General features: G+C 59.4%; 33 protein-coding genes and 1 pseudogene. 27 read left to right on the top strand and 7 right to left on the bottom strand.

Annotated elements, in window-relative coordinates; all coding sequences use genetic code 11:
* Positions 1–37: 37 nt before the first annotated feature.
* Positions 38–901 (bottom strand): HNH endonuclease, encoded by an 864-nt coding sequence (locus tag NF876_RS01810; RefSeq protein ID WP_262267301.1) that lies wholly within the window; start codon positions 899–901, stop codon positions 38–40.
* Between the two features lie 140 nt (positions 902–1,041).
* Here NF876_RS01810 and NF876_RS01805 point away from each other — a divergent pair, with 140 nt between their 5' ends.
* Positions 1,042–2,637 carry a COG3904 family protein gene (locus tag NF876_RS01805; RefSeq protein ID WP_262267300.1) on the top strand — a complete coding sequence of 532 codons (1,596 nt, stop codon included), beginning with the start codon at positions 1,042–1,044 and terminating at the stop codon, positions 2,635–2,637.
* A 98-nt stretch (positions 2,638–2,735) separates the two neighbouring features.
* On the opposite strand, the gene NF876_RS01800 is transcribed toward NF876_RS01805, so the two are convergent.
* Together NF876_RS01800 and NF876_RS01795 are read right to left on the bottom strand one after the other, a co-directional pair.
* On the bottom strand, positions 2,736–3,275 hold the full coding sequence (locus tag NF876_RS01800) for a hypothetical protein (protein WP_262267299.1): 540 nt from the start codon (positions 3,273–3,275) through the stop codon (positions 2,736–2,738).
* Positions 3,276–3,514: 239 nt separating this feature from the next.
* A complete protein-coding gene (locus NF876_RS01795) occupies positions 3,515–4,564 on the bottom strand; it encodes a hypothetical protein (RefSeq protein WP_262267298.1) in 1,050 nt (349 codons plus the stop codon).
* On the opposite strand from NF876_RS01795, the pseudogene NF876_RS43330 reads away from it, so the two are divergent.
* A pseudogene (locus tag NF876_RS43330) lies at positions 4,469–4,762 on the top strand (Eco57I restriction-modification methylase domain-containing protein); the annotation flags it as partial. The gene NF876_RS01795 and the pseudogene NF876_RS43330 overlap by 96 nt on opposite strands.
* Here NF876_RS43330 and NF876_RS01790 read toward each other — a convergent pair.
* Complete coding sequence (locus NF876_RS01790) at positions 4,682–4,843, bottom strand: hypothetical protein (protein ID WP_262267297.1); 162 nt, start codon at positions 4,841–4,843, stop codon at positions 4,682–4,684. The pseudogene NF876_RS43330 and the gene NF876_RS01790 sit on opposite strands and share 81 nt — an antisense overlap.
* Before the next feature lie 40 nt (positions 4,844–4,883).
* On the opposite strand from NF876_RS01790, the gene NF876_RS01785 reads away from it, so the two are divergent.
* Genes NF876_RS01785 through NF876_RS01750 form a run of 8 tightly spaced genes read left to right on the top strand, consistent with a single transcriptional unit; the run spans position 4,884 to position 10,111 of the window.
* Complete coding sequence (locus tag NF876_RS01785) at positions 4,884–5,615, top strand: hypothetical protein (protein WP_262267296.1); 732 nt, start codon at positions 4,884–4,886, stop codon at positions 5,613–5,615.
* A gap of 37 nt (positions 5,616–5,652) precedes the next feature.
* Positions 5,653–6,003, top strand: a complete 351-nt coding sequence (locus NF876_RS01780) for a hypothetical protein (RefSeq protein ID WP_262267295.1) — start codon at positions 5,653–5,655, stop codon at positions 6,001–6,003.
* Between the two features lie 26 nt (positions 6,004–6,029).
* Positions 6,030–6,599, top strand: a complete 570-nt coding sequence (locus tag NF876_RS01775) for a hypothetical protein (RefSeq protein WP_262267294.1) — start codon at positions 6,030–6,032, stop codon at positions 6,597–6,599.
* A gap of 5 nt (positions 6,600–6,604) precedes the next feature.
* On the top strand, positions 6,605–7,669 hold the full coding sequence (locus NF876_RS01770; protein WP_262267293.1) for a phosphoadenosine phosphosulfate reductase domain-containing protein: 1,065 nt from the start codon (positions 6,605–6,607) through the stop codon (positions 7,667–7,669).
* Between the two features lie 8 nt (positions 7,670–7,677).
* Positions 7,678–8,304, top strand: a complete 627-nt coding sequence (locus tag NF876_RS01765) for a hypothetical protein (protein ID WP_262267292.1) — start codon at positions 7,678–7,680, stop codon at positions 8,302–8,304.
* Between the two features lie 5 nt (positions 8,305–8,309).
* On the top strand, positions 8,310–8,768 hold the full coding sequence (locus NF876_RS01760; protein WP_262267291.1) for a hypothetical protein: 459 nt from the start codon (positions 8,310–8,312) through the stop codon (positions 8,766–8,768).
* Positions 8,769–8,811: 43 nt separating this feature from the next.
* Entirely contained in the window at positions 8,812–9,687 is an 876-nt protein-coding gene (locus NF876_RS01755; protein WP_262267290.1) for a hypothetical protein, read from the top strand.
* Positions 9,688–9,709: 22 nt separating this feature from the next.
* On the top strand, positions 9,710–10,111 hold the full coding sequence (locus NF876_RS01750) for a hypothetical protein (RefSeq protein WP_262267289.1): 402 nt from the start codon (positions 9,710–9,712) through the stop codon (positions 10,109–10,111).
* Positions 10,112–10,246: 135 nt separating this feature from the next.
* Here NF876_RS01750 and NF876_RS01745 read toward each other — a convergent pair whose 3' ends face one another.
* Positions 10,247–11,944, bottom strand: coding sequence for a methyl-accepting chemotaxis protein (locus NF876_RS01745; RefSeq protein WP_262267288.1), 1,698 nt, complete (start codon positions 11,942–11,944; stop codon positions 10,247–10,249).
* A 247-nt stretch (positions 11,945–12,191) separates the two neighbouring features.
* Between NF876_RS01745 and NF876_RS01740 the strand changes: the two genes are divergently transcribed.
* The 8 genes from NF876_RS01740 (at position 12,192) to NF876_RS01705 (ending at position 18,054) form a co-directional block, all read left to right on the top strand.
* Positions 12,192–12,527, top strand: a complete 336-nt coding sequence (locus tag NF876_RS01740; RefSeq protein WP_262267287.1) for a hypothetical protein — start codon at positions 12,192–12,194, stop codon at positions 12,525–12,527.
* The gene (locus tag NF876_RS01735) at positions 12,524–12,895 is read left to right on the top strand and encodes a hypothetical protein (RefSeq protein WP_262267286.1); all 372 of its coding nucleotides are present in this window, start codon (positions 12,524–12,526) and stop codon (positions 12,893–12,895) included. The genes NF876_RS01740 and NF876_RS01735 overlap by 4 nt, the downstream gene beginning before the upstream one ends.
* Before the next feature lie 52 nt (positions 12,896–12,947).
* Positions 12,948–13,322, top strand: coding sequence for a hypothetical protein (locus tag NF876_RS01730; RefSeq protein ID WP_262267285.1), 375 nt, complete (start codon positions 12,948–12,950; stop codon positions 13,320–13,322).
* Positions 13,323–13,792: 470 nt separating this feature from the next.
* Positions 13,793–14,008, top strand: a complete 216-nt coding sequence (locus NF876_RS01725; protein WP_262267284.1) for a hypothetical protein — start codon at positions 13,793–13,795, stop codon at positions 14,006–14,008.
* 544 nt (positions 14,009–14,552) lie between these two features.
* Positions 14,553–14,762: a hypothetical protein gene (locus tag NF876_RS01720; RefSeq protein WP_262267283.1), complete on the top strand. Its 210-nt coding sequence runs from the start codon at positions 14,553–14,555 to the stop codon at positions 14,760–14,762.
* Positions 14,763–14,853: 91 nt separating this feature from the next.
* A complete protein-coding gene (locus NF876_RS01715; protein ID WP_262267282.1) occupies positions 14,854–15,219 on the top strand; it encodes a nuclear transport factor 2 family protein in 366 nt (121 codons plus the stop codon).
* Positions 15,220–15,413: 194 nt separating this feature from the next.
* Entirely contained in the window at positions 15,414–16,133 is a 720-nt protein-coding gene (locus NF876_RS01710; protein ID WP_262267281.1) for a hypothetical protein, read from the top strand.
* Positions 16,134–16,161: 28 nt separating this feature from the next.
* Positions 16,162–18,054 carry a hypothetical protein gene (locus tag NF876_RS01705; protein ID WP_262267280.1) on the top strand — a complete coding sequence of 631 codons (1,893 nt, stop codon included), beginning with the start codon at positions 16,162–16,164 and terminating at the stop codon, positions 18,052–18,054.
* 74 nt (positions 18,055–18,128) lie between these two features.
* Here the strand turns inward: NF876_RS01705 and NF876_RS01700 are convergent, their stop codons facing one another.
* The gene (locus NF876_RS01700; RefSeq protein WP_262267279.1) at positions 18,129–18,782 is read right to left on the bottom strand and encodes a LysE family translocator; all 654 of its coding nucleotides are present in this window, start codon (positions 18,780–18,782) and stop codon (positions 18,129–18,131) included.
* A 200-nt stretch (positions 18,783–18,982) separates the two neighbouring features.
* Between NF876_RS01700 and NF876_RS01695 the strand changes: the two genes are divergently transcribed.
* From NF876_RS01695 to NF876_RS01670, 6 genes are all read left to right on the top strand, one after another.
* On the top strand, positions 18,983–19,354 hold the full coding sequence (locus tag NF876_RS01695; protein ID WP_262267278.1) for a hypothetical protein: 372 nt from the start codon (positions 18,983–18,985) through the stop codon (positions 19,352–19,354).
* A 67-nt stretch (positions 19,355–19,421) separates the two neighbouring features.
* A complete protein-coding gene (locus NF876_RS01690; RefSeq protein ID WP_262267277.1) occupies positions 19,422–20,039 on the top strand; it encodes a hypothetical protein in 618 nt (205 codons plus the stop codon).
* Between the two features lie 31 nt (positions 20,040–20,070).
* Positions 20,071–20,613, top strand: a complete 543-nt coding sequence (locus NF876_RS01685) for a hypothetical protein (protein ID WP_262267276.1) — start codon at positions 20,071–20,073, stop codon at positions 20,611–20,613.
* Positions 20,614–20,912: 299 nt separating this feature from the next.
* A complete protein-coding gene (locus NF876_RS01680) occupies positions 20,913–21,407 on the top strand; it encodes a CYTH domain-containing protein (RefSeq protein ID WP_262267275.1) in 495 nt (164 codons plus the stop codon).
* Between the two features lie 15 nt (positions 21,408–21,422).
* On the top strand, positions 21,423–21,677 hold the full coding sequence (locus NF876_RS01675; protein WP_262267274.1) for a WGR domain-containing protein: 255 nt from the start codon (positions 21,423–21,425) through the stop codon (positions 21,675–21,677).
* A gap of 234 nt (positions 21,678–21,911) precedes the next feature.
* Positions 21,912–22,256, top strand: a complete 345-nt coding sequence (locus NF876_RS01670) for a hypothetical protein (protein WP_262267273.1) — start codon at positions 21,912–21,914, stop codon at positions 22,254–22,256.
* A gap of 56 nt (positions 22,257–22,312) precedes the next feature.
* On the opposite strand, the gene NF876_RS01665 is transcribed toward NF876_RS01670, so the two are convergent.
* Positions 22,313–22,978 carry an AAA family ATPase gene (locus NF876_RS01665; protein ID WP_262267272.1) on the bottom strand — a complete coding sequence of 222 codons (666 nt, stop codon included), beginning with the start codon at positions 22,976–22,978 and terminating at the stop codon, positions 22,313–22,315.
* A gap of 771 nt (positions 22,979–23,749) precedes the next feature.
* On the opposite strand from NF876_RS01665, the gene NF876_RS01660 reads away from it, so the two are divergent.
* From NF876_RS01660 to NF876_RS01650, 3 genes are all read left to right on the top strand, one after another.
* Complete coding sequence (locus NF876_RS01660) at positions 23,750–23,965, top strand: hypothetical protein (protein WP_262267271.1); 216 nt, start codon at positions 23,750–23,752, stop codon at positions 23,963–23,965.
* A gap of 21 nt (positions 23,966–23,986) precedes the next feature.
* A complete protein-coding gene (locus NF876_RS01655) occupies positions 23,987–24,298 on the top strand; it encodes a hypothetical protein (protein WP_262267270.1) in 312 nt (103 codons plus the stop codon).
* A 238-nt stretch (positions 24,299–24,536) separates the two neighbouring features.
* The gene (locus tag NF876_RS01650) at positions 24,537–25,571 is read left to right on the top strand and encodes a deazapurine DNA modification protein DpdA family protein (RefSeq protein ID WP_262267269.1); all 1,035 of its coding nucleotides are present in this window, start codon (positions 24,537–24,539) and stop codon (positions 25,569–25,571) included.
* The last annotated feature ends 16 nt before the right edge of the window (positions 25,572–25,587 follow it).

Genomic DNA, 25,587 nt, shown 5'->3' with positions numbered 1-25,587 from the left:
AATCCTGTTAGAGACGAACCATGCTACAGTCGACCTATCACTGCTGACCGCCAGCGCCGGCAAGGCGCTGGTTCTCTGTGTTGACCAGTTCAGCCAACTTGGACTCGCCACTGTGCCAGCCCTTGTTCCTCTCATTCTCAATCAGGTCGTGACATGATCTGCAGATAGGGACAAGCGGGGAAAGGTCCTCCCCGGCAAGAACACGCGGCCTATAATCCCGGTGGTGAACTTCAGTCGCACGTTGTAGGCAGCAGGCACACTTCCGGCCCGCTTTCGCGAGGACCTTCCTCTTGATGCCTTTCCACAGCGGCGTCTTGAGATATGCATTATAATCAATGGCTGGTCGTATCCAGCTCACGAACGGCACTAAGAATGCGTTTTCGTCCCGCTCGATAAGAACATCCCTCCACTTCGTTTCGGCCTTAAAGCGGTCAAGCCGTGGATCTCCAGTACTGGCGACGGAAAAAAGCTTCAACTGATCTTCGGTCGGGATCGGGTCTGGCAGGATTGGACTCAGAATGAATGGGGCAGACGATTTCGGCTTCACTTCGTTGGTGGCTGGCAGAACCGTTTGCGGAGGTTGAGTAGGCCGATAACGCCTGTTCTCAACGTCATCCCACTTGGCATGCCATTGTAGAACCGCGGCTTCATGGACACGGTCCCGATCCTCGGCCGTTCTGAAGCAGGGAACCCCATTGACGTTAATGTGCTTGATTCCGAGTTCATGTATCACAGCATTGAGCGCTCCCTCCCAGATGCTGTCCCGGCGACGGTCGCCCAGGTTGCGCTTTGGTTTTCTCGGACGCGGGCGAGCCTGGACCGCGAATTTCTCGATGACAGATTCCGCCGATCGGGCAATCCTAGCCCGGATGTGATCCTCTTCGGGATGCCTGTCGAACATAACTCGCTTGCTAAAGCTCATCGCTCCCCCGAGGCCGGATAAGCCATCATGACAACTAGCCCGTTGCTGCGCAACCAGCGGCAAGGTACTAAGCAACCTCCCGGGTCTTTGCACTAGATCGATCTTGAAGTCATAAGAAAATGTTTCGCTCTCTCGCTTTAGCGCTCGTTTCCGTTACACTCTGTTCTATCGTAGACCACGCACTGGCCCAGAGCATTCCGGACGCCGAGGACTGCGCCGTCCGCTGGCATGTTCCTTTCGGCTCACCACTCCGAGCAACGATTTGTACCGGTAGTCAGGACAAGGGTTTTTGTGAGCGCTCGCGTATCGCCGTCAAGGCGATGGACCAGATGTATTCAACCTGCATGGCTGTGGTGGAAGCATCCCGGTTTGAAGGCCGCCATCCAGCCCGGACAAGCGCGCTGATCGACCAAGCGGCAGCTATGATAGCGGGAGGTCAAGGCAAACCTCAGGTTAAACTCACTCGGGTTCCAGACAACTTCATCGGGCTACAGGCTTGCAACGACCCCGACCCGCCGTCCGCCTGCCTGACAAAATATCGGGCTGTTTTTCAGTCCGATATTGGATCCTTGGCGACCGAGTACCGACGGGTCGAGAAAATCACGCCTCGTCTTGAGGTTCCCAGAGAACAGGTGGCCGGATATCGACCCTCCCCGGATCGGATGGTCTTCATGAAATTTTCCGCCGGCGCCTCAGTCGAGTTCCTGACCGGGTACGGCGTTATCACACCGGAAACTCCACGGGATTTTGAAGCATACCTTCTTCGTAATCCTGACGAGCGGCCAAAGTCGATCCGGCTCAACTCGCCAGGAGGAAGCCTGATCGCTGGATTGCGGCTGGGTGAACTCTTCAGGGAAAACGGTTACTCGACCAGCATTGGAGGAGGTCCGTTCAAGCCTCAGTCTTCCATACCGGCCGTCGCGGATTTTGGCGGAGACCAAGGTAATCAAGAGGATGTGCCAGAGATATGCATGAGCGCTTGCGCCTATGCGTTTCTCGGAGGCATCTCGCGGGATTTTGGCGAGAAAACGCGGTATGGGGTCCATCAGTTCTATAACGAGAAGGCCACTTCCGAACCCACGGCAAAAGCCTTTGATGCAACCGACTTGTCATTTCAACAAGTCATGACAGGCCTGATCGTCGATTACATCGTCAGAATGGGCGCTGACGCGCGCCTGATAGTCGAAGCCGCCAAGGCTGAATACGATACTATGAGGGTTCTGTCCCAAAAAGAGGCGCGCGACCTGAAGGTTATCTATGATCCGGAGAGCTTCACCGCGTGGCAGATCCTGCCCAGAGGGCGTGGGGTTATCGCCCGTTCGATTAGTCAAGATGGCAACCGTATCGCCCAAGTGGCATGCTTTACGTCGAAGCGCGGTACGGAAAGAAAGTTCGTCATTTGGCAGAAGGGAGCCAATGCCGGCGACTGGCGCGATCTGGCTAAGATGGCAGTCTCATTTCAATTTGCCGGAATGGTAATCCCGACCGAGAGCCTCAATATCACGACAGACGGCAAAAACGTATACTTCTCTACGGATTTGCCTCTCGACTACGAGAAAAGAATAAGCAGCCTTAAAGTGGATTTGGAATTTTTCCCAGATATCAACACTGCCCCGATGGTCACCATCCGAAGCTTCGTCTTTCCGCCGATTCCGCGCGAGGGATTCGCAGCATCAGCGTCAATTGCGCTGCGGAATTGCCTGCCAGCAAGCTAAGATTAGAACCAAGAGGCTGTCATAATTTCCCGTTGGCTCCTCACTCTCAGGCTTGGTGGCAGGCCCTAGAACCCTCCGGGACTGACAGTGATCTGTACCTAAAATTTCCCGCAACTCTCGAGCAGGGATTTGCGAAAGTCAGACTTCAAAAGATAAGGCTTTGTGCGCGCCATATGCTTGAAGGTGGAGATTGTCGATTCACACTCCTGGGGCGTGTCTGAAGGGAAGTAGCGCATACGGCAGTACTCTGGGCAGCCGGCGATTGAGAGGCCAAGGTTCCCCATAGCGTTCGGGTTTTTGGTTCTCTCAACAATTGTCTGCCGTCTTCTTATCTCCCGATCCAAGTAGATGATTGCGTCTGTGCACTGAGCCAAATCTCTTGGACCTCCGCACCAGGACTGATAGCTGGCGAGTTCCTTCGCTTTCTTTTCCTCTTCCGTCAAAGGCGCGGGGTGTTCAACTTTGGGCTTGGCCGGCTTGGAGGGCACCACAATTGGGCTTGGAAGCACAATGCCCAGATCCTCGATCCGGACGGGGTTGTCGGCGGCAGGAGTCGGGGGCGATGAGACTTCGACAGATTGTCCCGGCTGAACTGAGAGGCCAAAAGCGAGGAGGGCAGGGAGCAGGATGCGGATCATCCTCCTATGATGGCCCAGCAGAACGGCGTCTGGCAACAGCCACGCACCTATCCACTCCTCGTTGGAAGCTTATCGGCCCTGGCGAGTAACTTCAGGAGTATCGCACCATAGGCCCGCCGAGGAACACTCTCGGAGCGGAACCGAGGCATTAGGATTAAATTTCATTCCGCAAGTGACACTCCAGTCCAATCGCGACTCCACTCTTCCAAAATATGTGGAACAATTTCTTCGATTGACTGTCACCAAGCTGCCCGAGGGAGCCGTCGCTTCCAGCGCTCCCCTCGGGGTAAATGGTCTACCGATGCGACTGCTTTCCGTTTTCCCTTTGAGATCGGCAACGGGACCACAACCGCCGATGTCCTTGGCGCTAGGCTCACCTTGACCAACGGCGTCTCGTGAGCTTCCTCGACTTCGACAGACGAGGCTACCGGCGAAGCTACTGCTTTGCGTCTGCGACTGGGCGCTTGTGCCTTTACCTCCACCTGCACAGTTTCTTCAACCTGCTGCTCTGATGGCAGCTCAAGCTCTGGCACAGCGGGAGCAATTGGAAGGCTTTCAAGAATTCGGCGCTCAACGACCGAAGTCTCTGTTTTGCTCGCGGCAGACCGCTCCTGGTTTGCTGGAGGGCGCGCAGGAGGGAACAGCTTTTGTTTCGGCTCCAGAACAAACCGCTCGAATGTCGAAGGTTTGTGAGCTGAGAGCTTTGAGCGTTTTACTTCGAATGTAAAAGATGGGGATGTTTTCTTCATCTGAGAAACAACCATGTCCCACGTATCGGCCTGCACCGTAGGGGACAATGGATAAGAGATTCTTTCCAAAACGGATCGGGAACGGACCTGACATCTTGAACACAGGTCTTGGGTAAACCCCAAAACTGCATCGGCCAAGCCTGCGGATACATAGCACAGCCCGATGATGAGGCAACATCCACAATGCTCGATCTGTTTGACGCGGCTGGTGATCTCTCCGCCGCTATTGAAGCTCTCCATGCCGCAACAGCCCTTTACACAGCAGAGCCCGTGGTCGACGTTCTCCTTGACCGGATCGGCTGGCCAGATGCCGACGGCGGGCTCGTAGATCCCAGCGCCGGCGACGGCATGTTCATGGTCCGCGCTCTGAGCCGCCTTGACCTCGCGCCCGATGATTTCCGGGAGGTCGCCCGGGTTCAGGGCTGGGAGCTTCATCCCGGTGCCATGCGATCTGCCCGGGAGCGGGTGCAATTCCACCTCATTTGCAATGGCTGGTCGGTCGCTTCCGCCCACAAAGCCGCCCAGGCCATCGTTCACCATGGGGACTTCCTCACCGGAGGTCCTGTGCCTAGCACCTTCCGTTTCTGTGCAGGCAATCCCCCTTACCTGCGCTACGGCCATCTGCCTGAGGTGCTAAAGGATCTCTACCGGCCCATCCTACCGGATTTCGCCCGAGGCGACCTCCTGCATGCTTTCCTCGACCGATGCGTCTACAACATGCCGCCCGACGGCATCATCGGTTTCGTCACCAGTGACCGGATCTGGGTGAACGACACGGCTGCCAACCTGCGCAAGCAGCTCGGGAACAAGGTAGGGCATCGACCACATCTCCCGGCTCGATCCTCGCTCCAGCTTCTACATGCCGAAGACCCGCCGGAAAGGGACACCTCCCCGTATCCACCCTGTCGAAGTCGTGCTCATTCCCTCAGCACAGGCCCGAATCCCTCTTGGCAAGCAACCTGTTTCGCCCGATGGCGCCCTGGATCAGCATGATGGGCCGACCCTCGCCGATATCGCCACTGTCCGCCTCGCGCCATGGCTGGGGCCGCATGGCATCTTCACGATCGACGCCCACCAGGTCGGACGCCTTGCCGATGCCGATCTTCTGCCTGCGGTGGACAGCGATGACATCGATCCTGCCACCGATGCGTTAAGACTGGCGACCCGCTACGCCATTCGCACTCACAAGGATCGGGAGCCGACGGGTGCTGGAAGGGACCATCTGCAGGCAACGATTGCCCGGATGCCCAAGCGAGGCCAAAAGGCACGTTGGTGGATGCCGCCTGAGGCGATCACCCTACCTCTCGATCGTCCGGCACTCCTGATCCCCCGCATCGGGCGAAAGATCCGGACCACCCTGCTGGAGCTAGGCATCCTCCCAATCAATCACAACCTCTATGTGGTCTCCGCCGGTCCAGATCACTCGCTCGAAACCATTCAGGAAGTCCTGCAGAGTGAGGAGACCCAAACGTGGGTCTTGAGAAACGCCCCGCCCCTCGAGAATGGCTATCTCGACATCAGGGCAGGGCTGCTGCGCCGGATTCCTGTTCCCGGATCTTTGAGCCCGAAGACGTCAAACGTCCAAGGCTAAACCCCAAAATTTGGATCCAAGGAAAAGGCACGCGGCCATGACTACTTGCATTTTCACCGACAACCTCAACTGCCGCGGACAATTCCGCCGGCTGCGTTCTGTCCGCGACGCCCTCGACGAGATCCATGCATCGTTCGGCACTGTCAAGGAACTGACTGTTCTAGACGGCAGTGATCGCATTCTGGCGTTCATCCCAACCCGCACAACGAGCGGGGAACTCAAGGTCTGGGACTACCGCACCAGCAAGTTCACCGACCCTAAGATACTCTTGAGGTCTGGCGCGATCTTCGCCTCATCCGTCGCCAGCGACGAAATGCAAGAAGCCTTCCAGCGCGAGATTCTCGACCGCGAGATCTCCGGCGCTGCGCCGTTGCCGCTGGCTGCCTAATCTTTCCCCCATCTCAGGACTATTCCATGAACGCTCTTGATGAGAAGCGTCGCCTTGCGGCTGACGAAGAATGCAGCACGTTCGATTTTGGCTATGAGGTTAAGGACGCCTCAGGCTGGGAGTGGACGACCCCCGGTAACCACTGGGAGAAGCCGATCTTCTTCTTCGGAGATGATCGGGATGCGCCATCGATCCGGGGCACCTTTCACATCACGTTCCACGATAGATCGGACGAGATCGCAAAATCTCACGCCAACATCCTCGGCCACGTGATCAGAGGCCGCTCATCCCCTCAACCCGCTATCCTGGCGCCAACAGCCGCACTTCCTGAGACGAAGATCGTGAAAATCGTCTACCAGGTTGTCGCCTTGATGCCTGCTGCCGACGCTCATTGGGCGCAGCACTCCAGGGCTGAAAAAGCCCTCCGCGAGATTGATGAGGGTGATTGGATCGGCTGCGAAATCGTCGGCTCGGTCGAGCACATTCCTGACGACGAGGTCCGTGACGAGCTCCTCGCGATCGGCAACGACGGCACGTTCTTCGATGACGTCCTCAATGATGACGAGGACGGGTCCGCGTCTTCAGGCCAGGAGTAGATCCCGTGGAACAGCTTGCTCTGTTTTCGTTTCCTGAACTCCCGCCGCCGATTGAGGTTTTCGAAGACAGCACGGCTCTCGCTCGTCCAGACTTCACCTCATACGACTACGTACTCATAGCGTTTTCCGGCGGGAAAGATTCGCTGGCCTGCCTTTGCGTAATCATTGAAAATCTTATCGAAGCCGGCGTTCCTCTTGAGAGAGTCGAACTATGGCATCATGATATCGATGGCCGCGAGGGATCGTCTTTGATGGACTGGCCGGTTACTCGCGCGTACTGCGAAGCCGTTGCCAAGGCGTTTGGGCTCAAACTCTACTTCTCCTGGCGCGAAGGCGGCTTCGAGCGCGAAATGCTGCGTGAGAACAGCCGCACCGCGCCTACACATTTTGAAACGCCCAACGGCCTCAGAAGTGGTGGGGGACAGGGCGGAAAATTTGGTACCCGCCGGAAGTTCCCGCAGGTCAGCGCCGACCTCTCCGTGAGGTGGTGTTCGAGCAGCCTCAAGGTGGACATTTCTTCGATGGCGATCACCAATCAAGATCGCTTTCTCGGAAAACGAACCCTGTTTGTCACTGGAGAAAGGGCCCAAGAATCCGCAGCCCGGTCGAAATACCTGACTTTCGAGCCGCACAGGACTGATCGTCGAAACGGCACCCGCCGGATGCGCCATGTGGATCATTGGCGTCCAATCCACGGCTGGAAGGAAGAGCAGGTTTGGGCCATCATCGAGAAGTTTAGCGTCCGGCCTCATCCTGCCTATGATGCTGGTTTCGGCAGAGTTTCGTGCATGAATTGTATCTTCATGTCAGCCAACCAAGCCGCGACGATCCAAGCCTTCGCTCCCGAGAAACTCGCGCCAGTTGCTGCCTACGAACAGGAATTCGGCTGCACGATCCATCGGACTCTGACCGTCCTAGAACGCGCGGCCAAAGGCACTCCCTATGAAGCTGCCTCGGAGGCCTCCATGGAACGCTGCCTGTCCGAAAGCTTCGACGAGCCCATGATCCTGCCTCCTGGCCAGTGGAAGCTGCCCGCAGGTGCCTTCGGCGAATGTGCCGGCCCAACGTGAGATCCCGCATGAACCGCATTATCAGATCGTACATCGCCATGATGTGCGGACCCGACGGCCTTGAGCAGACGGTTACCATAGAGGTCGAAAGCCGCCCGGATACTCCGATGCGGGACGATGCCGGGGACATTCTCCAGGCCGCTCAAAAGCGATGTGCTGCCGGAGTCGTCGACTACGACAGCTTCAATTCGGATAGCGAGTACCTGAATATGGTCGACGCCAGGGCCGCTGAGTACCACGTCGTTTCTATCCGGAAACCAGGTCAACCCGTTAGGTTCGCCTACGAAGGTTATGTCGGTGAGAACGACGAGGCAGTCTTCAGCGGCCCGGTTATCGCTGTTGACACCGACGAAGCCGACTTCGCCGCTCGCTGGGGGATCGCTCTCCAAGCAGGAACCCTGAAAGGGAGCGCCTTTTTCGATCCGGAACTCTTTTCCGAGGCTCTGGAATCCGTCGAGGTTGTCCGCTGCAGCGATCACCCTGTCAGCCTCCCGGAACTCGTCAGCAGCGCTCGCACCCTCATAGCCGCCCATGAACGTGGCGAGCCAATCTCTGACTTGATCGACGAGCTCGCGGTTCTGACCGCCCTTGTCCCCATCCACACTCCAGAAGCCGCACCTGCAGCGAAGGACTGATCGCTATGACCAGCTATTTCATTGACGTGCGCTTTGAACGCCAATTGAGTGATGATCTTCCCATTTTGAACCTGCCGGATGCCGTAGTCCGCGACGAACGACGCCTCGGCGGCCACCTCGTTCGTCAATTTGTTCTCGAACTCCAGGAGGCCTACGACACCTCATCGGTTGCAGGACACTTCGAGGTGGAGCGGGTCGTTCTCAGCTCCGGTGAGGACATCTGGCGTCATGGCGACCCTGTTCCCCCGTATTCGCTGGAAGAGGCCGTCGCGGAACTCCTGCCTGAGATCGACAAGGTGAAGGGGAGCCTTCCCGAAGAGGTTCAGCACCGCCTCGCGAAGGTGGCTAAGCTCCTGTCCGTCACGCCGGCTGTTCCGCAGGCACAAGCGCCCTCCGGGGAGGAAGGCACGCCGATGGATCTTTCTCCGATCGCCCGTATCCCGGCTCCCGCCGTCGCAGCCTGACTTGTTTCGGGCCCCGTCCTGAATTCCACCTCAAAGGGTTCCCATGACACCCGCAGCACAAGAAACCGCCATCCGCGAATACGTGGTCCTTTTCGAGGGCGGCGACGCTCCCGTCCATGTCAAGTTGGATGTTCCAGCTCGGCGCCCGATGATCGATAACTTCCTCCCAGCGGTCGCCAAAGCCCGCGAGCTGAACTCTGCCTTCGATGCCGACGCCGAGACCCGCCGCATTACGGCATTCCGTAAGGCCGGGACGCCTGTCCGCTACAAGGTCGAGGGGGAATATACGAACGGCGGAACACCTCCGACCTGGACCGATGCAGTCTACGCGGTGGATGATGAGTGCGCCGAATTTCAGTGCAAAATGGCGGTTGCCATCAATGAAGGTTGCTCGTTCACGAACCTGGTCGATCTCCGTAAGTCGATGATCCTGATCCCGGTCATCCACTTGGAGCAGGAGCCGTACTCTAAGGACGACATCACAGCTGCTCTTGCCAACTTCCTGTCGGCTTACAATGCCGGCGAAAATGTCGTCAACCACGTCGCCTCCCTGACCCTCATGGCGGAAACCTGTGGCCACAATGTCTGGAAGCCAGGTCCTTCCGCCCCGCCGAGAGGATTGACGCCCCGGTTCGGCGAAGAGGCCTACAACAGGATCATCGAAACCCCAATCCGGGCCATCGACTTCCGCCTCGTCCTTGAGCCCTCAAGCGGGTTAGCGAGCGTCACCAACCGCGAAGACGACGGACACATTCCGACGGACGACAGCGCGGCCTACGCCCAGGTGCTAAGTGCAGCTCCCAGGATGGCCCATGCGATCCGGCGGGCGCTCCCTTGGATTGAGGAGACCGGCATCGCAGATTCCGATCCTCCCGAGTACCTCGCCTTGAGAAACGCCCTCGACAGGGCAATCGGCTGAAACCAGATCCCCGGAGGACATCATGAGCGCAGTTTCTCTCTTCTCGACACCGGAAGTCATCGAGGAATACGCCAAGCCGGATCAGGACATCTTCGGAAACCCGATCCAGGTCGGAGCCACGGTCCGCACCTTCAATCTAGCGACGTTGCTCAATGATGGCCGCGTCTATGGGATGGATACCCGGATTACCGCCTCGAACAGAGTGGATTTCATTGAGGGCAAAGTAGTCGCCATAGGCGAGGTCGTGCACGAAGGCTGCCCCCGGTACACGATCCAGATCACCCGTGAGTGCTATGGCGCCGCAGGGGTCGACACTTCCGACGTCTGCTATGGCGTTGGTCACTTGGTCTACCCGCCGGTCAACGGCACCCCGAAGTCTCTCGGAGGGGTCACCTTCGGGGTAGTCGCTATCGGTCCAGTGTAGCGGCGGTTCGCTTGCCACAAAAAGAAAGGCGCCCCTCCCAGTAGGGGCGCCTTCCGTTTTCAGCTCACCGCGGGAGCGGGCCGCCCGACGAACTGGGGTTCGCCGGAATTCGCCATATAGCTCCGAAAGCTTGCCTTAAGCTGCCTTCACGCCCCGGAGGAACTGGCCGACTTCGTCGCCGAGGCTGTTGGAATGGCGAGCCAGTTCCTGAGCAGCACTCAGGACCTGAGAGGCCGCCGCCCCGGTCTCGCCGGCACCCCGGCGCACATCGCCGATGTTCCCGGTCACATGCTCGGTGCCACGAGCAGCCTCCTGGACGTTACGGGCGATCTCGCCCGTGGCTGCGCCTTGCTCTTCCATGGCGGCCGCGATCGAAGTCGAGATCTGGGACATCTCCCCGATGGTCTGGGTGATCGTCTGGATCGCCTGGACCGCCTCGCGGGTCGCCTGCTGCACCGACGCGATCTGCTGCGAGATCTCGTCCGTGGCCTTCGCCGTCTGGTTGGCAAGCTCCTTCACCTCGGAAGCCACAACCGCAAAGCCCTTACCCGCTTCACCGGCACGCGCAGCCTCAATGGTGGCGTTGAGCGCCAGCAGGTTGGTCTGGCCTGCCACCGAGTTGATCAAGGCAATAACATTGCCAATCCTCTCGGCCGTGGCAGCAAGCTGCTGAACGATCGTATCGGTACGCTGGGCGTCCTGAACCGCGCGCTCGGCAATCCGCGAGGATTGGGTCACCTGGGAGGCGATTTCCCGGATCGAGATCGACAACTCCTCCGTGGCCGCAGCCACCGTCTGCACATTGGCCGAGGTCTGCTCGGCCGCCGAGGCGGCGCTGACCGTCTGGTTGTTGGTCTGGTCGGCGATGGACGTCATGGTTTGGGCGGTCGCCTCCATTTCGGTCGCAGCCGAGGCCAGCCCCTGGGTCATGGCCGAGACATTGCGCTCGAAGTCCTTGGTCAGCTGATCAAGGACCTGGGCCCGGCGCATCTTGGCCTCATCCTCGGCCGCCTGCTCCGCCGCCAGGCGGCGCGCCTCGATGGCGTTGTCCTTGAACACCTGCAGCGAGCGGGCGAGTGCCCCGACTTCGTCTTTGCGCTCAGTGCCGGTCACAGGAATATCAAGCTCCCCTCCGGCCAAGCGACCCATCGCTCCTGTCATCGATCCCAGTGGACGGGCCACGCCCAAGAGGACAATCGAGCAGATCAGGCCGATAGCCACTGCAATGCCGCCCGCGGCAGAACCGATCAGCCACCATCTGGTGCTCAAGGCATCGTCATTCGCTTGGTCTTTGGCTTGGTTCAGTTCGAGAGCGATACCCTCGACGCTCATGGTAATCTGATCCCGCAGAGCACGGCGCAGATCACGCGCGGAGCCATTCGTAATCTCGGTAGCCTTGCCGTCGTTGCCTGCCATGGAGGCAGCAAGGCTCTGTTCCAGCAATTTGAAGTAGTTGAGAGTGGCATCCCGTAGATTCTCATTGAGCTTACGGAATTCCGCAGAGCTCGAAGAATCTACAATCCAATTAAGATCGTCCGTTGCCTTCTTGGTTGCGGTCTTAAAAGCGTTATCCACGCTTTTGACGCGCTCCGGTAGATTCTTGGGCGTCAGGATCATGCTTTTTTCCTGAATCGACGCCTCATTGATCTGCGTATTAACGCTCTGAACCATGCTCAGGCGCTTGGCGTCACTGTCGACAATGCGCTGGGTGTCCGCAGCCATGTCATCAAGGCCTGACACGGCCATCACGATTAGGCCAATAGCAATCGCAACAAAGACCACGACCGGAATGGCGATCTTCGTAAGGATCTTCAGATTATTGAGGAGTCTCATCGTCTTTCGTTGGCCCGCTCGCATCGCCGCGAGAAGCGCACGCCCCCTGACGCGCATAAATCAGGCGGGGCAAAAATTCGTCATAGACGTGAAGAAGACATTAAGCTTACCGCTAAATCTTAGCTGAATAATTTCTCTACGTACTTCCCCTTATCTTCAATTGCGCCGTTTTGGGTCTGAAATTCTAAACACGCTGTTCATGTTTAGACATGAACTATTCCATTCATGTCCCCAGAAAGGATTGCGTATGCGCAGGCTCAACTACGACACGCTGAATATCATCGTTGCCGTTCAGCGCCTCCGGAGCTTCATGATCGCCGACAGCGCCATCCGAGAAGCCGCCGGCCACGAGTCGCCAAGCTGGTTCAAGTCGGCGGAATCCTACTACTCCGAGATTCCGGATTGCGTGATGAAGGTCGCCGGGCTGCACAAGAACCGCAGCGACTTCGAGAAGGTTCTGAACTTCGAGGTCACGGACGAGATGCTGAAGACGAACCACAACAAGCTGTCGATATTCGAATTCCCGGCAGATGATCGCGACGAGTACCGCGCTGAGACGGGAGTAGTCGCCGTCGCATCATGACCCGGCCCCACGACATCAAGGCGCCCGACGGCTACCTCCTCGGCGGCCTTCGGCGGGTCCGGAACGACGGTACCATCCTCTTCCAGCGCGGGTGGTGGAAAGCTCCGGCCGAGTGGATCGGCAAGGAAGTCTGGGTACACGAGGACGAATTGGGAAGTCCTGGCATGCGCGACCGGGAGGTGATTATCAGGGCCGCTCCTCCAGGTGTCTACATCGCGACCGCAATCCTCGAGGGTGTTGCTGTCGTCTGCCATCGCACGGATCGGCCGGACGCGAAACTCGGATGGCGCGATCCCGTCAAACTGGCATGGGCAAACCGCCACAATGAGGCTCCGGCTCCTAAGCCTGAAACGGCAGATACCCAGTAAGGACGGAGTTCTGGATTCTTCGACGGGCAAAGGCAGTTAAGGATCCCCAAAAATGATTCAGCATGGCACGGCCCCTTTCCTCGAATGCTCCAGCCGCGGAGATCGCCGCTTCAGTGCCTTCGCGGCCCGGCTCAAGGGCCGTGGAAACAAGTCCATTGAAGAGATCTATCAGGCCGCAAAGCGTTTCCAGGACGGTTCGACCGGCTTGGCCTGGCGCGAAGCCAAAGGCAAGCGTGCCGTGAATGCCGACGAGGTGAGGGCGCTCTACTCGGTGCTCTGGGATGAATACGTCGCCGAGAACCCGCACCTCCTGCCGGTTCTGACGAGCGCCAGCGGCCTGCAGGACCTGTTCGGTCAGGCCGGCCACGCCTGCCAAGCAACTGAGCTCTGGCGCATTCGATGCGCCGCGCTGGGGCTTCTCGCATAGATTAGAGGCAATCATGACAGAATGTCCCGCGCTCTCCACCCTCGCACGGAAAGCCCTCGATGTGCTGAGACGGGGTGGGGAGTTCCGTTACGCCCTTGAGACCAACAGCTTCACAAAGCGTGAGCAGTTTAAGGCACGCCTCAGGACCGCCTCCGGCCGGACAGTTCGCGGCATCGGCATTAGCACGATGTATGAACTGAAGGGTCAGGGACTAATCGCGCCCGCAAACAGCACATCGGTATCCACCTATTACCGCTTGAACCCGTCGCCCTGCAGTAATCACGCAGGCGAAATTAACAATTGTGCGTCTCAGGGGTAGAATCGAGAGACGAATTCTGGTATTGAAGCTGCCCCGCGGATCTTCCGCTCGGTTCACAGCCACAGCCAGAGGAGGCGTTACATGTCTATGCGACTTTGCACGTACCAACGCGCCGCTTTCCTCGTCATGACCTATGCTGCTGGTGGCTCCCATGAAACCGACCGTCTTCCCTCTGCCCTTGGTAGGGTTCGCCTTCCGCTTTGAACTCCTTCGCGTGCCGCGTAGGCCTGCGAACGATCACAAGCGACCTCTAGCAACAGCCGAACTCGATCATCTCCTGCGCCACGAACTCAAGCAGGCGCTGCGTAACGAACTCAACCCGCATATGCTGCGTGATGTTGGTGTCGACCGCAGCCGAGCCGAGTGATGTTTCGACGGTGCGGTCCAGTGATCCCGCTCGGAACTGATGATGTGCGCCGCCACACAGTGGTGCGTCGTGCGTGCATCTACAAAGAACGTGCGATGCCGGAACACATCGCACGCGCCCTGGTGGGAGGTCTGGTGCTCAGCCTCCTGCCGGGGCAATTCTGCTTATGCACAGCCTGATGTTGAACCGACGAGGCACTTGGCGTATTATCTTGCCGTGGTGTTGCAACCGGCATCACAACAATTCGCCCTGACAGTGAGCTCCGCACGGCTATCTCTGTCAGGGCGTTTTCGTTTGAGCAGCGTTGACGGAATTGCAACCGCTGCCTATCTCCCCACTGTGGTGTCATTCCCTTGGACCACGAACGCCTTGGTCGAGGTTTCCAAGACAGCACCTCTGCCAAGGCGTTGCTCTGCGTCTCGCAGACTGCCGAGCATACGCTCTGCTCCCGATCTCACCTGATGCGCCAAACGTTCACTCCGCCCGGAGTTTGAGCGCGCATGGGCATGTTCACACCCTTCGTTATCGCTCCCAAGGAGGATCAGTGACCTACTTCACCAACACCAGCCTTCGCCTTCTCGAAATGGCATCGACCAAGGCCAACACCGAATTCTCGCCGTGGTGGCTGGCTCTGAACGGAGAGTTGGCCAAGCGAAAGCTCCCCGAAGCCCGCTATGGCGATGCTCGGGACTATTACGAGACCGGCCATTCTCCGGAAACGGCGGCCGATGACATCCTCGTGACTGCCACGTAAAGCATTACCTCAGGCGTAATCGACCCGATGCTGCGTCTCCTCCATGGTCCTCATGCCGGGATTACCCCAGCCCACCATCAGGAGACATCTCATGACCGACGCCACCTCAATCGCCAACCGCTACATCGCTCTCTGGAATGAGACGAATGCCAACCGTCGGCAGGCGCTGCTGGCCGATCTCTGGACCGACGATGGTACTTACATCGACCCACTGATGCAGGGCAGCGGCCACAACCAGATCGGCGCCCTCATCAGCGCCGTGCACGAGCGCTTCCCCGGCTTTCGCTTCGCGCTGGTCGGTCAGCCCGACGGCCATGGCAGCAACGTCCGGTTCTCGTGGCAGCTCGGGCCAGAAGGGGTGGACGGGCCGATCAAGGGCACCGACTTTGCCACTCTGGACAATGGGCGCCTGAAGGAGGTCGTGGGTTTCCTCGACCAGGTTCCTGCAGCAGCCTAACACTCTTCCCCCTCAAGCGTTCAAGAGGCTGGTCCCGATTGAGTTCGGGTCAGCCTTTTTCTTTTCCAATTCTGCTCATCTGCCAGTCGGCATTTCTCAATCCCCAAGAGAAGAATCTCGACGGCGCGGGCTCGACGCAGGGTCGATCGAACCGCAACCCACCCTTACCGGCACAAAGTTGACCGGAGGATCCCATGACACATGATTTCAAGCTCAGGAACGGGCATCGCACCCGCGCGCTTTTGCACGCGGTTTCACTGATCAATGCCCAGGCCTGCAAACCCCTATACGAGCGTCGCTCTCGCCTTCTGAGCGACATTGTTCATTGCGCCTACCAGATCGGGACCATCGCTTCTGAGCGCTACAAGGCTTTTGAGGAATTCACTCTTGCGGGCCTAACTGAGAATACCTCCGAGTTGGAGATCGGAGCGCTGGCAAGCCACCTGCTCGGATACGTGGAAATCGCTCACACCTATCGCAGCGTCTGGGGTGTATGGATCGACCACTGCTCCCGCCCGGGGTTTCTGACCTTCCAACTACCGGAAGGAGCGATGAACCGTCAGCCGATGGCCGGCGAAATCCTCAACTTCAAGCGTGTTCACGAAGGAGGGCGGGGCGGAAGCGCCTCCTTCCTCCCCGTCGCATCCCTTTCCTGGGCCCTGTCGACCGAGGCCTCCGGGGTCGAGACGTATCAAGCCAGCCTCAAGGAACATGTCAGAATTCTGGAAGAGGAGATCTGCCCGGCGGTGATGGCGGAGTTCGCCCAGGTTCCAGCCTTCGTCCAGGCTTTCAACGACTGCGTCACCTATCAGGACATCGTAAAGATCTTTCCGGCCGTCGCCAGGATCCTCAAAGCCGATGACGAGCATCGCAACGACAATGCCGTTTCCGCTCTGCTCAACCTCGCCGGCTAACTCCCCTCGATATTCCAAGGCAATTGCAATGAACACGCTCACCACCACTTCCGTTGAAGCCACCCTCGGCCGCAAGCTCATCACCCGGGCGGATCAGTTCTTCAGCCACTCCCAAGACTGCATCATCGACGAGATGATTCAGAACTCCCGCCGCGCCAGGGCGAAATCCGTCCGGTTCACCCTCGAAGGCGGCGATCTCGTTATCGCCGACGATGGGCACGGACTGACGGCCGATAACGCCCACATCCTGCTGATGGCGGGCGGTAGCAAAAACGACGATGCGACGGAGACCTTTGAGGTGCCAGCGGGTTTGGGCTTCTTCGCGCTCTCTAAGTACGACGTCGTCGTACGCTCCCATGACTGGGAGATGCAGGTGCCGAAGGAGGCCTTCACGGGCGGCACGACCGCCGCACTCACCCGTGGTTTTCCCCATCAGGACGGACTCTCCATCCGGATCCGAGCATTCATCCCGCTCAAAGCCCTGGAGGAGCATGAGGGTAAACGCCTCGGCGAGATCATCGAGCGCTGCATCCGCTATTCCGGACTGACCGCCACTCTTGAAGGCTTTCCTCAGGAGGTGCCGACGGTGGTCCTGCCCAGGATCTTCCTTGATCACACCCTGGAGGACCACAAAGGCCAGATCACCGCTGTTACCTCCGAGACGATCCATGGCGTGACCATCAAGCTAGCCCGCGTTCGCGGCGAGTTCTGGCGGATGGACAAAACCAAGATCAACTTCTTCGGCAAGGTCATCAGCCTGAGCGACACCCAGGCCCGGCATCAGATCCCGGCCGCAGAGAAGACGGTCGAGTTGAGCACCGAGAAGAAGGCGTTCGTTGAGACCAGCTTCTGCACGATCGTCCTGATCGATGTGCACGATACGAGCCGCCTGAAGCTCAAACTGCCCGAACGCGATGTCCTGATCCAGGATGAGGGTCTGGACCTGATCTGGAAGACGGTCGAGCAGCTCTATTGCCGGATGATCTCGAACCCGGCCATCGTCAACGGTCTTCCGGCCGACCACCCCTTGCGCGGGACCTCGCCCTATCCCCTTCCGCGCCCCTCCTGCGTCGTCTCCAATCTCGCAGGCACCAGCTGGATGCCTGTCGACGGCGGCTTGATAGCGGCCGATGGCGACCGCTTGGAGCGCCATGAGATCGTCAGCGTGACCCTCGATTCCTACCACGTCCAGGAAAGTGGCTACCTGCAGTCGATGCTGGAGAACATCGTCGGGAGCGATGGCTGTGCACCCGTGACGCGGGTCATGTTCGAGGACCGAGACATCGACCAAGCGCTTGGAAAGGGGGTCGTTCCGCATGTGGTCGGCAACACCCTTGTGATCAAAGCCGAGGGCGACGAAATCCACGTGCCCCTCGACGATGGAGAGTCCGGCTACGCCCTCGAATATACCGAGGTCGGCGGTGCGATTGGCGATGCCACGGTCAAGATCGACGATCTCTACAACACGGTCGTGGAAGACCTTGCCCTGATGTTTACGATTGAAGACCCGCAGGGAGATGACAGAACCCTCTCGGCTCCCATCGCAGCGATCTACTTCAATCCCGACTGGGATACCTACGACCCTTATCTGATCATCGCCAAGGGTCGTGAGGACGAAGTCCAGACCCGCATGCTCCGGGGAGTCCCCTGGTACAATGATGAGGGCGGGGACTATTCCCTCCAGGAGGACAACCACAGCGCATCGTTCGCTACGCTGATTGCGAAGATCACTGGAACGTCGCGCTCCCACTTCCAGCGGGAGGTTCAGTCGGCTGTCCAAGACAAGGCGTATTCGCTCATGAGCGACGTCGAAGGAGAGGAGGAGACCATCGTGTTGAGGGTGATGGTGAGCCTGAAGAATGGCGGCTCTCCGGTTGTGACCGTTGAGCGTGACACACCGGTCCAGGCGGAAGCGGCTTGAGGGCGACAAGGGCGGTCATCGCGACCGCCCGTTTTCATGCAGAGCTCACATTATCCGCTGCTGGAGTTTAACGGCTACCGATTGTCGGACGTGACGAGCTTCACGGCCAATCCGCCCATGATTGTTGCCGTTATCCAACGTGCCGCTTGACGGATCCATCCGACGCTGGCCAGGCGAGTGGCGGCACGCGCGGTTACAAGCGCTACAAGAAGGTTCACGCTCGTCCCACCGACGTTGCACCACAGACCCAGAAGAAAGGTCTGGATCGCAGCCACTCCATGCACAGGGTCAATGAACTGGGGCAAGAACGCGAGGAAGAACAAGCCCACCTTCGGGTTCAGGAGGTTCACCATTGCTCCTGAGCGGAACACGGCCGCAGTGGAGCGGGGCACCTCCACGTCGTGTGAGTGGGTAGGCCCGCTGCGGATCAGGGTAAAGGCGATATAGATCAGGTACGCTGCACCCACCCATTTCAGGATGGTGAAGGCTGTCTGGGACGACGCGATGATCGCCGACAGGCCCAGAACTGCCGCCAGCAGATGGACCATCGAGCCTGCGCCGGCGCCAAGCGCTGCGGCTATCCCACCCTTAGCTCCGCCTCGGGCCGCTGATGTGGCGACAAACGTCATGTCGGCGCCTGGCGTGACATTGAGGGCGAAACTGGCAACCGCAAACGTCAGCAGGCGCGGCCAGTCTGGCAGGAGGTCCGAGCCAGCAATGTCAAACATGATTTCCTCCTCCGGTGAGGATCAAGCCGCGGCCTACACGTTGAGGAGATTGCCCCTCCCGACGAAGGGATAACGCCTGCCGGAAGAAGCCGTTGCGGCTAAGCTGGGCATACGAAACCAACAGAATTCTCGCTTTAACTCGGACATTGGGTGAACCCGACAGTTGGTCAAATCCCCGGAAAGGGTGAAGGGAGATCTCGATGCAGCTCACGCGCAAGTACCGCAGCCTCATCCGTCGTCTGGTCCGCGAACTGAATCGTAACAAGGTGAATTTCCTCGCCCGACGGGCCGATCTCAAAACGAGGATCGGGCAGCTGCAGGAAAGCGGCAAAGTCGCCATCGTTTATGGTGGCATCGATTGCGACGGCGGCCGCTGGGACAATCGCGTCTCCATGGTTCCCGCTATCCCGATGGCCGTGGAACGGTGGTACGACCGGTACGAGGCCCAAGCCGAAGGTCCTCAGTGGCAGACCCTCGAGAAGCCGTCGGTCGCCTCAGACCTCGTTGAGGATGATCGCGACCTTGCGCTGGAGGCCTTCGAGGACGGGCACTCTCACGTCCTCTTTGCCTGACGCCAGTCACTAGCGCCCAACCGTCACCCCTTCCTTTCCAGTTCTTCCGATGAATGGTGGTCCCGCCATGACGATGCGCCGCGCACATAACGACAACAGCCGATTTCACCTCGGCTTCCTTACGGTCAATCGCCAGGATGAGGGCACCAGAGCCGACGTCCGGGTCGACAAGCTGGACATCCACCTGACCGATGCGGTCTTCCAGGCCACGAATGGCGGCATATACCGCAAGCTCCGCGCAACCGCCCAAGATGGCACGACCTATTACGGCAGCGCGTTTGCCGGAAAGGAGCGCGATTTCACGAAGTCGATGACCCTGGTGGTCTACTTCGGATCAGACAAGCTCACGGTCCCGGTGCCGGTCGCCGACCTCGCCGTCGGCGACATCTCCTCGCTGGAACTCTCCTGCACCGTCGAGGCCTCGCACCAAAAGGCGCGTCCGATGGCCCCCGAGCCCGCGGCCAAGCCCACCGATCTTCAGGAAGATCGCCTCTGGTCCGTCACGGAAACCTTCATCCGGGCCCAGCCCATCAAAGCCAAGGATCAACTCACCAAGCTTCGGCGCGCCGTGACACTGATCTACCACCCGGATCAGTACGCCGAGAATGAGCGCGACATCCGGACCCGGATCATCGCCCGGGCCAACGACCTGATCGACAAGATCGGCCAGCAGATCGCCGCCTGACGCACCCGCCCGTTCACGAGGAACCCTGCCGATGGATAACCCCGCTACGCCGACCACACTTAAGACGGTCGCCGAACTGCTCAATGAAATCCAAAGCTACTTCGCCATTCTGGCGAATACCGAGAGGGTCTCGCTCTCGGACACCGAGGCGCCAGATGTCCTCTGCCTGCGGGATGCCACTGAGATCGGCTGTTCGGGCCTCGACCTCGTTGAGGAGCTTCGAAGCCGGCTCGACAAACCGGCCGATGAGGCCCTCAAGCCAGCCGCGACTGCCGGGGCCGACCCTCTGGCCGGTCTCAAGGAACTACCGCTCGACCGTGTCGTGACCCTCCATCTGAACTCGCGTCATTCCCTTACGGGAGCCATTGCTGAGGGTCCCGAGGACCAACTGGTCCTCTTCGAGCCTCGATCTGGCTCCTCGTGCCAGTACCACATGGTCCCGTTCGCCAGCGTCACCGCCTGGTCGGACATGCGGGGTGAGAAGGCTGAGCCGCTCTTCCTCTACGGACGGGAGTATCTGACTCGGCAGAAGATCAGCGAAAAGGAGAGGTCTCGGGCGGGGGTATGCGGCTGACCGGGGACTATCCTGCGGGTTTCAGGGGTTGCCTCGCCCTTGCCCCGTGATTACGAGAACCAAATCTCCTCAAATCCTTTCATTCCCTAAATTCCATGACCATTCGCCGCCGATTTCTCCTCGCCCCGTCTCTTGCCCGCCTCATTCAGCGGGAGAGAGGAGGTCTTCGCCAGGTCGAAGGCTTCTTCCCGGCACAATCGGACCGCACCTCCTGGGTCCGGCTCGAAGAGGATAGAGCTTTCCTCATCCTAAGAGCGGCTGGCCCTCATGGGGAGACGGAGGAACAGACCGAAGTTCCGGTGGCTCACGCCCACGCGCTCCTCGATGTCTGTGCCGGCGAGGTCGACTACGCCCGCACCAGGCTTCAGATCGGGGATCGCGCCGCCCTGGTGGACCAGACCTTCCGGCCACGCTCATTTCAGGTCGTTACGGTCGAATTCGATACGGACGGCGAGGCGAGGGGGTTCCGGCCACTCCCCTGGTTCGGTCCTGAGGTCACGGGCGATGACCGCTACACGAACCAGTCTTTGGCCTTGAGTGGGCTCAACGAGGCTCCAGAGGTTCCACTGTCCGACGAGGCGCTCAGCGGCCTGCTCGACACCCTCGAGAACCGGTTCCCAGTTCAGGCTCGTATCCCGGTAGCCCGCCCCACAGCCAAGCAGGTGCCGGTGACCAACTCTCCTGCCGCGCCAGTGACCCGCAGGGGCCAAGTTGCCACGGTCGATCTCGGCGAGCTCGAGGCGGCCATGATGGACGAAATGGAGCGTGCGCTCCAAAATAGCCGCTCCTCCTAAGGGACTTCGGCCCGGATGTCTGATGCCCGCTCGCCCATAAAGCACCACCTGGTGCTTTACCGGCGCGACCCGGAGCAGGGCAGGGCTCGCTTCTTCAGCCTGATGATCGAACGCGACCTGTTTGGCACCATCCGGCTGGTGCGGAATTGGGGAGCCGTTGGCTCCAAGGGCCAGGAGAAGGTCGATATCTACCCCGAGGAAGCCCAGGCCACCCGCGCCCTGGAGCTGTGGGCCGACGCCCAGAGGCGCAAGGGATACACGGACCTTTGACGAAGCCGCAGGAGTCGTCGCCTCTGCCGTTCAGGCTTTAAACCTGATCACCGCCATCATTGAGAACTGAAGCTTTTGCCCGGCATCGTTCCGTGGTTCCCATAATGCGAATTTTTGCGGCTCAGTTTTGCGTTCTATGCGCGTGCAAAGCCCAGATTTACCACTAGGAGCGATTTAGATTTTGAGCCTCCCCCACCGCGCGTTATGGATTTTCCCAAACCTGAAGGACGACCGATGGACGACAACATGGCCTACGCGCTCGCTTGGGGAGCGGCGAAAAGGATGGAAGCGACGGTAGATCAGTACGAGGAGGCCCTCGCCACCCTGCGTCGGCACATTGGCGACCTGAAATGGGAACTGATGCAGGAGCACGCCATGCGCCGCGGCCTGCAGAGTGAGCTCGGACACATGCACAAGGCGCATCCCGATTCTGTCTTCCTCAAGCCGACCTCGCTCAAGAAGCCGGACGGCTCGCCGATGACCGCCGGCGACATCATGTACCTCGCCGGGTTCAAGGACGCGATGAAGGAGAACGGGATCGACCCCGACGCCTACCTCCGGTTCCCTGAGAAGCTGTAAGCCTGCCCACCCGACCGAGGCTTCCATGGCCAAGGATTCTGGCTCGCTCGTGCGGGTCAGGCCGATTGAGCCTGGTTGCCCGACATCGCCTTCATCGCCTCGAAGCTCCTTGTGAGCGCCCGCCAAAGGCTGCCGATCTCCTCCGATCCAGGCGACCCGGCGCTGAACTTGCTCACGCCGGCTCCATGAGCCAGGGAAAGCGACAGTTCGGGGCGATGCGTGATCTGACCACTCCACGTCGGAACGTCGAGCGCCTGCATCGCGCCCCGTGCGTCCATCACCGTCGGATCTTCCGAGCCGTTCTTGGCTGGCGCGGCGTTGATCACCACCGCATAAGGCTTCTTGAGTTCACGGCACATCTGGATCGTGGCCTGGACGGCATCGACATCAAACAGCCCCGGACGCATTGGGATCACGACAAGATCCGCATGCCAGATCGCCTCGGCCACAGGGGCTTCCGCATTCGGCGGCGTGTCGATCAGAACCCATTCAGCCCCGGCACGGCGCGCCTTCGCCAAGGTGGCCGCGAGATGCTTGGTGCCAACGTGGAGCGGAAGATCCTGTGAGCCCCGAACCCGGTTCCAAAGGGCCAGAGACCCCTGCGGATCCGCGTCAATCAGGAGCGTCGGGCGAGCATTCTCGGCCATATAGCTCCCCAGATGCGCGGCTAGGGTGCTTTTTCCAGAACCGCCCTTGCGGGACGCGAAAACCACGACATTCATGCCATTTCCCCCAGTCTTGATCAGGCAAGCTATCGTCCGCGAGGATGGTTAACGGAGCCTTATCGCTGGGAGTACAGCAAAACGCCCTCACCGAGGGGTCTTGCCAGACCTCCGGCTGAGGGCGGTTGGAGCCCCGGCCAAGGAAATCGGGTGGATCCTCAGCCAGGGCGTATGCGGCTCAAGGAGGCTGAAACCGCACACGCGAACCTTGGCCGTTCAACCGTGGCAATTTTATGAGCCGCTTAGTCGCGATATGCCCGGCATAACTTTTTGCGAGAATTGTTTTTTTCCCGACAGACGACGGCGAGCGAACCTGATTGAGTAACCCGAACCGGTCTAGTTGCCCCTACGGCCGGAATCCTTAAAGCGCCCGCTGAGACGATGGGCGCTTCTCTTTTTTCGGCCTTGGACCTTGTCCCTGGATCGTCACCACACCAGCAGCCAGAACATCCAGCCTGACACGTTCCGTCCGCTCCAAAGCTGCCGCCAGGATGCCCGTACGGTAGGCGATTGGCCGCCGCGCCAAAAAGCTGATGGCACGTGGCTCATTGTCATTGCATGGCTTCGCCGGTGCTGGCCGCCTTTCAATCTGTCTCTTACACATGGGAGCCCCCTTTCCCTGCGCTTCGCTTACCGCAGCAGCATTGTGCGAGGGTGGCGCCGTAAGATTGGTCGTGGCAGCTCAGTCGCTTCCACAAGCCCTGGGCAAGCTTAACCTTGTATCAAGATGATCGCGGCAGTGTGCCTCCTCGTTTGTAAGGAGTACGCACTATGACGGCTTTGCCCAACCACGACCGTGGACCCATCACCGAGGAGAAACTCCTCAAGGCCGTCAATATTCTTGCCGACATCGTAGAGCAAAACGGCCCAGCTTTTCGGCCGCTGTACCTGAGTCTTCGCCAGCAGTTGGCCGAGCTTCGGCTGCAACAGAGCGCCGATGCTGCGCTCGAAGCCATCAAATCCCGCAGCGGAACCAAGGTCGCCTAAGAACTCGGCAGAGCCCTCCCTATGAGCCAAAGGGACGACAAACCCCAAGAAGCTCAACCGGATCCTCAAAAGATTCCCGGAGGGAGGCAGCTTGAGTTGAAGCACGTCGAGAACGAACGAATCAAATACCTGGTCAATGCTCTGGATCGAGCTTCCACCACCTGCCTGACTGTCGGGGTCGCCGGTCCGATCGCTGCAGCCGTCTACAACCTGAACGGTTTCGCGGAATTGATGGAGACCAAGAAACTAACTATCGGTCTTCTGGGTTGGCTATCCGTCGCGATCCTACTACATTTACTGGGAAGATATGTCCTGAGGTGGTTGAAGCCATGAACGGAACAGAGTTACTAGCCTTCGTGATTGCCCCCGCTCTTGTCGCGGCGATCGGCATCGGCGCGGTTGTTCTGAATGAATGGCATATGCGCCGTCAGAGGCACCAGCACCATTAAGGTAGTGGTTCAGATCCCTCCCTTAAATCATTGAAGTTTCGAAAGGATCGGTGAGTTTCGCCGGTCCTTTTTTCTTTGCCCGTTGCGGACTGACAATCCCCGCCATTCCGGACAAAGAACCCATGCTCAAGTTTCTGCTCGGCCTCCCTCATGTGATGAGAGGGCCGCTGATCGATGCTGCCCGATCCCTGAATGCACCGGTCCTAATCAGTGCCAACGCCCTGTCGGTCTGGAAGAAGGATGCCAGCGACATCCCCGTCTGGCACGGATTCAGAACCAGCAACCTCAAACATCTCAACGGCTTAGAAGCATATCTTGATAGCGCAGGCTTCGTCGCCGCGAGCCGATACCGGGGCTTCGCCTGGACGGTCGATCAGTATCTCGACCTTGGCGCTGCATACCCGTGGCAGTGGTTCGCCTCAATGGACCTCTGCGTCGAGCCGGAGATCGCCCGAAACCGTGATCTGGTCCTGGACAGGATCTCCGGCACCGTGGATCTCAACCGCGCCTGTATCCGCGGCGCCAGAGAGCGAGGAATCCTCAGCCGCCTGATGCCTGTATTGCAGGGCTGGATGCCTGAAGATTACGTCCGCTGCCTGGAGCGCATACCGGATCTCTCCGGGTTTCCGATCGTCGGGGTCGGATCCATGTGCCGGCGGCACCTCCACGGTCCCCAAGGCATCCTGCAGGTGATCGAGACACTGGATCGCGAACTGCGCGGGACACCCATCCAGCTTCACCTCTTCGGCCTCAAAGGAGTCGGGGCGGCCGAGCTGCGCCAGCATCCCCGCGTCGCCACCGTGGACTCGCAGGCCTATGGCACCAAAGCTCGGATTGAGGCGCGGGAAGCCGGGATCAGCAAGACCAACCAGTTCCTCGCCCAGACCATGACCGATTGGTACCTAAAGCAGCTGGATGCCCTGCAGGCTCCGGCCGGCGAGAACCGCCATCCGCCAGCCCTCCTGGATCTGAGGATGCCGCTACCTTTGAGCCCTCTTGAGGCACGGCTTCATCATGCCCGTGAGCAGATGCGAGAGTTGCTCGAGGCGGGAGAAATCGACTGGCAGCAGCTTCATGATGAACGCGTGTTGGCCTTCGCCTTCGATGACGAAGAGGCCGAAGTCGCTTCCCACCCAGAAATGGCCTTGGCTGCCTGACAGCTTCGATTGGCGG

Source organism: Microvirga yunnanensis (assembly GCF_025460875.1).
This window is presented reverse-complemented; position numbering and strand designations above follow the sequence as displayed.

Coding starts and splice junctions, on each gene's coding strand:
- NF876_RS01795 (WP_262267298.1), bottom strand. CDS start 4,564: ATGGTGAACGATGGCCTGGGCGGCTTTGTGGGCGGAAGCGACCGACCA.
- NF876_RS01785 (WP_262267296.1), top strand. CDS start 4,884: ATGCCGAAGACCCGCCGGAAAGGGACACCTCCCCGTATCCACCCTGTC.
- NF876_RS01740 (WP_262267287.1), top strand. CDS start 12,192: ATGCGCAGGCTCAACTACGACACGCTGAATATCATCGTTGCCGTTCAG.
- NF876_RS01780 (WP_262267295.1), top strand. CDS start 5,653: ATGACTACTTGCATTTTCACCGACAACCTCAACTGCCGCGGACAATTC.
- NF876_RS01650 (WP_262267269.1), top strand. CDS start 24,537: ATGCTCAAGTTTCTGCTCGGCCTCCCTCATGTGATGAGAGGGCCGCTG.
- NF876_RS01755 (WP_262267290.1), top strand. CDS start 8,812: ATGACACCCGCAGCACAAGAAACCGCCATCCGCGAATACGTGGTCCTT.
- NF876_RS01690 (WP_262267277.1), top strand. CDS start 19,422: ATGACGATGCGCCGCGCACATAACGACAACAGCCGATTTCACCTCGGC.
- NF876_RS01655 (WP_262267270.1), top strand. CDS start 23,987: ATGAGCCAAAGGGACGACAAACCCCAAGAAGCTCAACCGGATCCTCAA.
- NF876_RS01670 (WP_262267273.1), top strand. CDS start 21,912: ATGGACGACAACATGGCCTACGCGCTCGCTTGGGGAGCGGCGAAAAGG.
- NF876_RS01710 (WP_262267281.1), top strand. CDS start 15,414: ATGACACATGATTTCAAGCTCAGGAACGGGCATCGCACCCGCGCGCTT.
- NF876_RS01715 (WP_262267282.1), top strand. CDS start 14,854: ATGACCGACGCCACCTCAATCGCCAACCGCTACATCGCTCTCTGGAAT.
- NF876_RS01760 (WP_262267291.1), top strand. CDS start 8,310: ATGACCAGCTATTTCATTGACGTGCGCTTTGAACGCCAATTGAGTGAT.
- NF876_RS01685 (WP_262267276.1), top strand. CDS start 20,071: ATGGATAACCCCGCTACGCCGACCACACTTAAGACGGTCGCCGAACTG.
- NF876_RS01660 (WP_262267271.1), top strand. CDS start 23,750: ATGACGGCTTTGCCCAACCACGACCGTGGACCCATCACCGAGGAGAAA.
- NF876_RS01775 (WP_262267294.1), top strand. CDS start 6,030: ATGAACGCTCTTGATGAGAAGCGTCGCCTTGCGGCTGACGAAGAATGC.
- NF876_RS01735 (WP_262267286.1), top strand. CDS start 12,524: ATGACCCGGCCCCACGACATCAAGGCGCCCGACGGCTACCTCCTCGGC.
- NF876_RS01805 (WP_262267300.1), top strand. CDS start 1,042: ATGTTTCGCTCTCTCGCTTTAGCGCTCGTTTCCGTTACACTCTGTTCT.
- NF876_RS01810 (WP_262267301.1), bottom strand. CDS start 901: ATGTTCGACAGGCATCCCGAAGAGGATCACATCCGGGCTAGGATTGCC.
- NF876_RS01675 (WP_262267274.1), top strand. CDS start 21,423: ATGTCTGATGCCCGCTCGCCCATAAAGCACCACCTGGTGCTTTACCGG.
- NF876_RS01765 (WP_262267292.1), top strand. CDS start 7,678: ATGAACCGCATTATCAGATCGTACATCGCCATGATGTGCGGACCCGAC.
- NF876_RS01665 (WP_262267272.1), bottom strand. CDS start 22,978: ATGAATGTCGTGGTTTTCGCGTCCCGCAAGGGCGGTTCTGGAAAAAGC.
- NF876_RS01750 (WP_262267289.1), top strand. CDS start 9,710: ATGAGCGCAGTTTCTCTCTTCTCGACACCGGAAGTCATCGAGGAATAC.
- NF876_RS01700 (WP_262267279.1), bottom strand. CDS start 18,782: ATGTTTGACATTGCTGGCTCGGACCTCCTGCCAGACTGGCCGCGCCTG.
- NF876_RS01705 (WP_262267280.1), top strand. CDS start 16,162: ATGAACACGCTCACCACCACTTCCGTTGAAGCCACCCTCGGCCGCAAG.
- NF876_RS01745 (WP_262267288.1), bottom strand. CDS start 11,944: ATGAGACTCCTCAATAATCTGAAGATCCTTACGAAGATCGCCATTCCG.
- NF876_RS01725 (WP_262267284.1), top strand. CDS start 13,793: ATGAAACCGACCGTCTTCCCTCTGCCCTTGGTAGGGTTCGCCTTCCGC.
- NF876_RS01800 (WP_262267299.1), bottom strand. CDS start 3,275: ATGATCCGCATCCTGCTCCCTGCCCTCCTCGCTTTTGGCCTCTCAGTT.
- NF876_RS01790 (WP_262267297.1), bottom strand. CDS start 4,843: ATGCCCTACCTTGTTCCCGAGCTGCTTGCGCAGGTTGGCAGCCGTGTC.
- NF876_RS01695 (WP_262267278.1), top strand. CDS start 18,983: ATGCAGCTCACGCGCAAGTACCGCAGCCTCATCCGTCGTCTGGTCCGC.
- NF876_RS01730 (WP_262267285.1), top strand. CDS start 12,948: ATGATTCAGCATGGCACGGCCCCTTTCCTCGAATGCTCCAGCCGCGGA.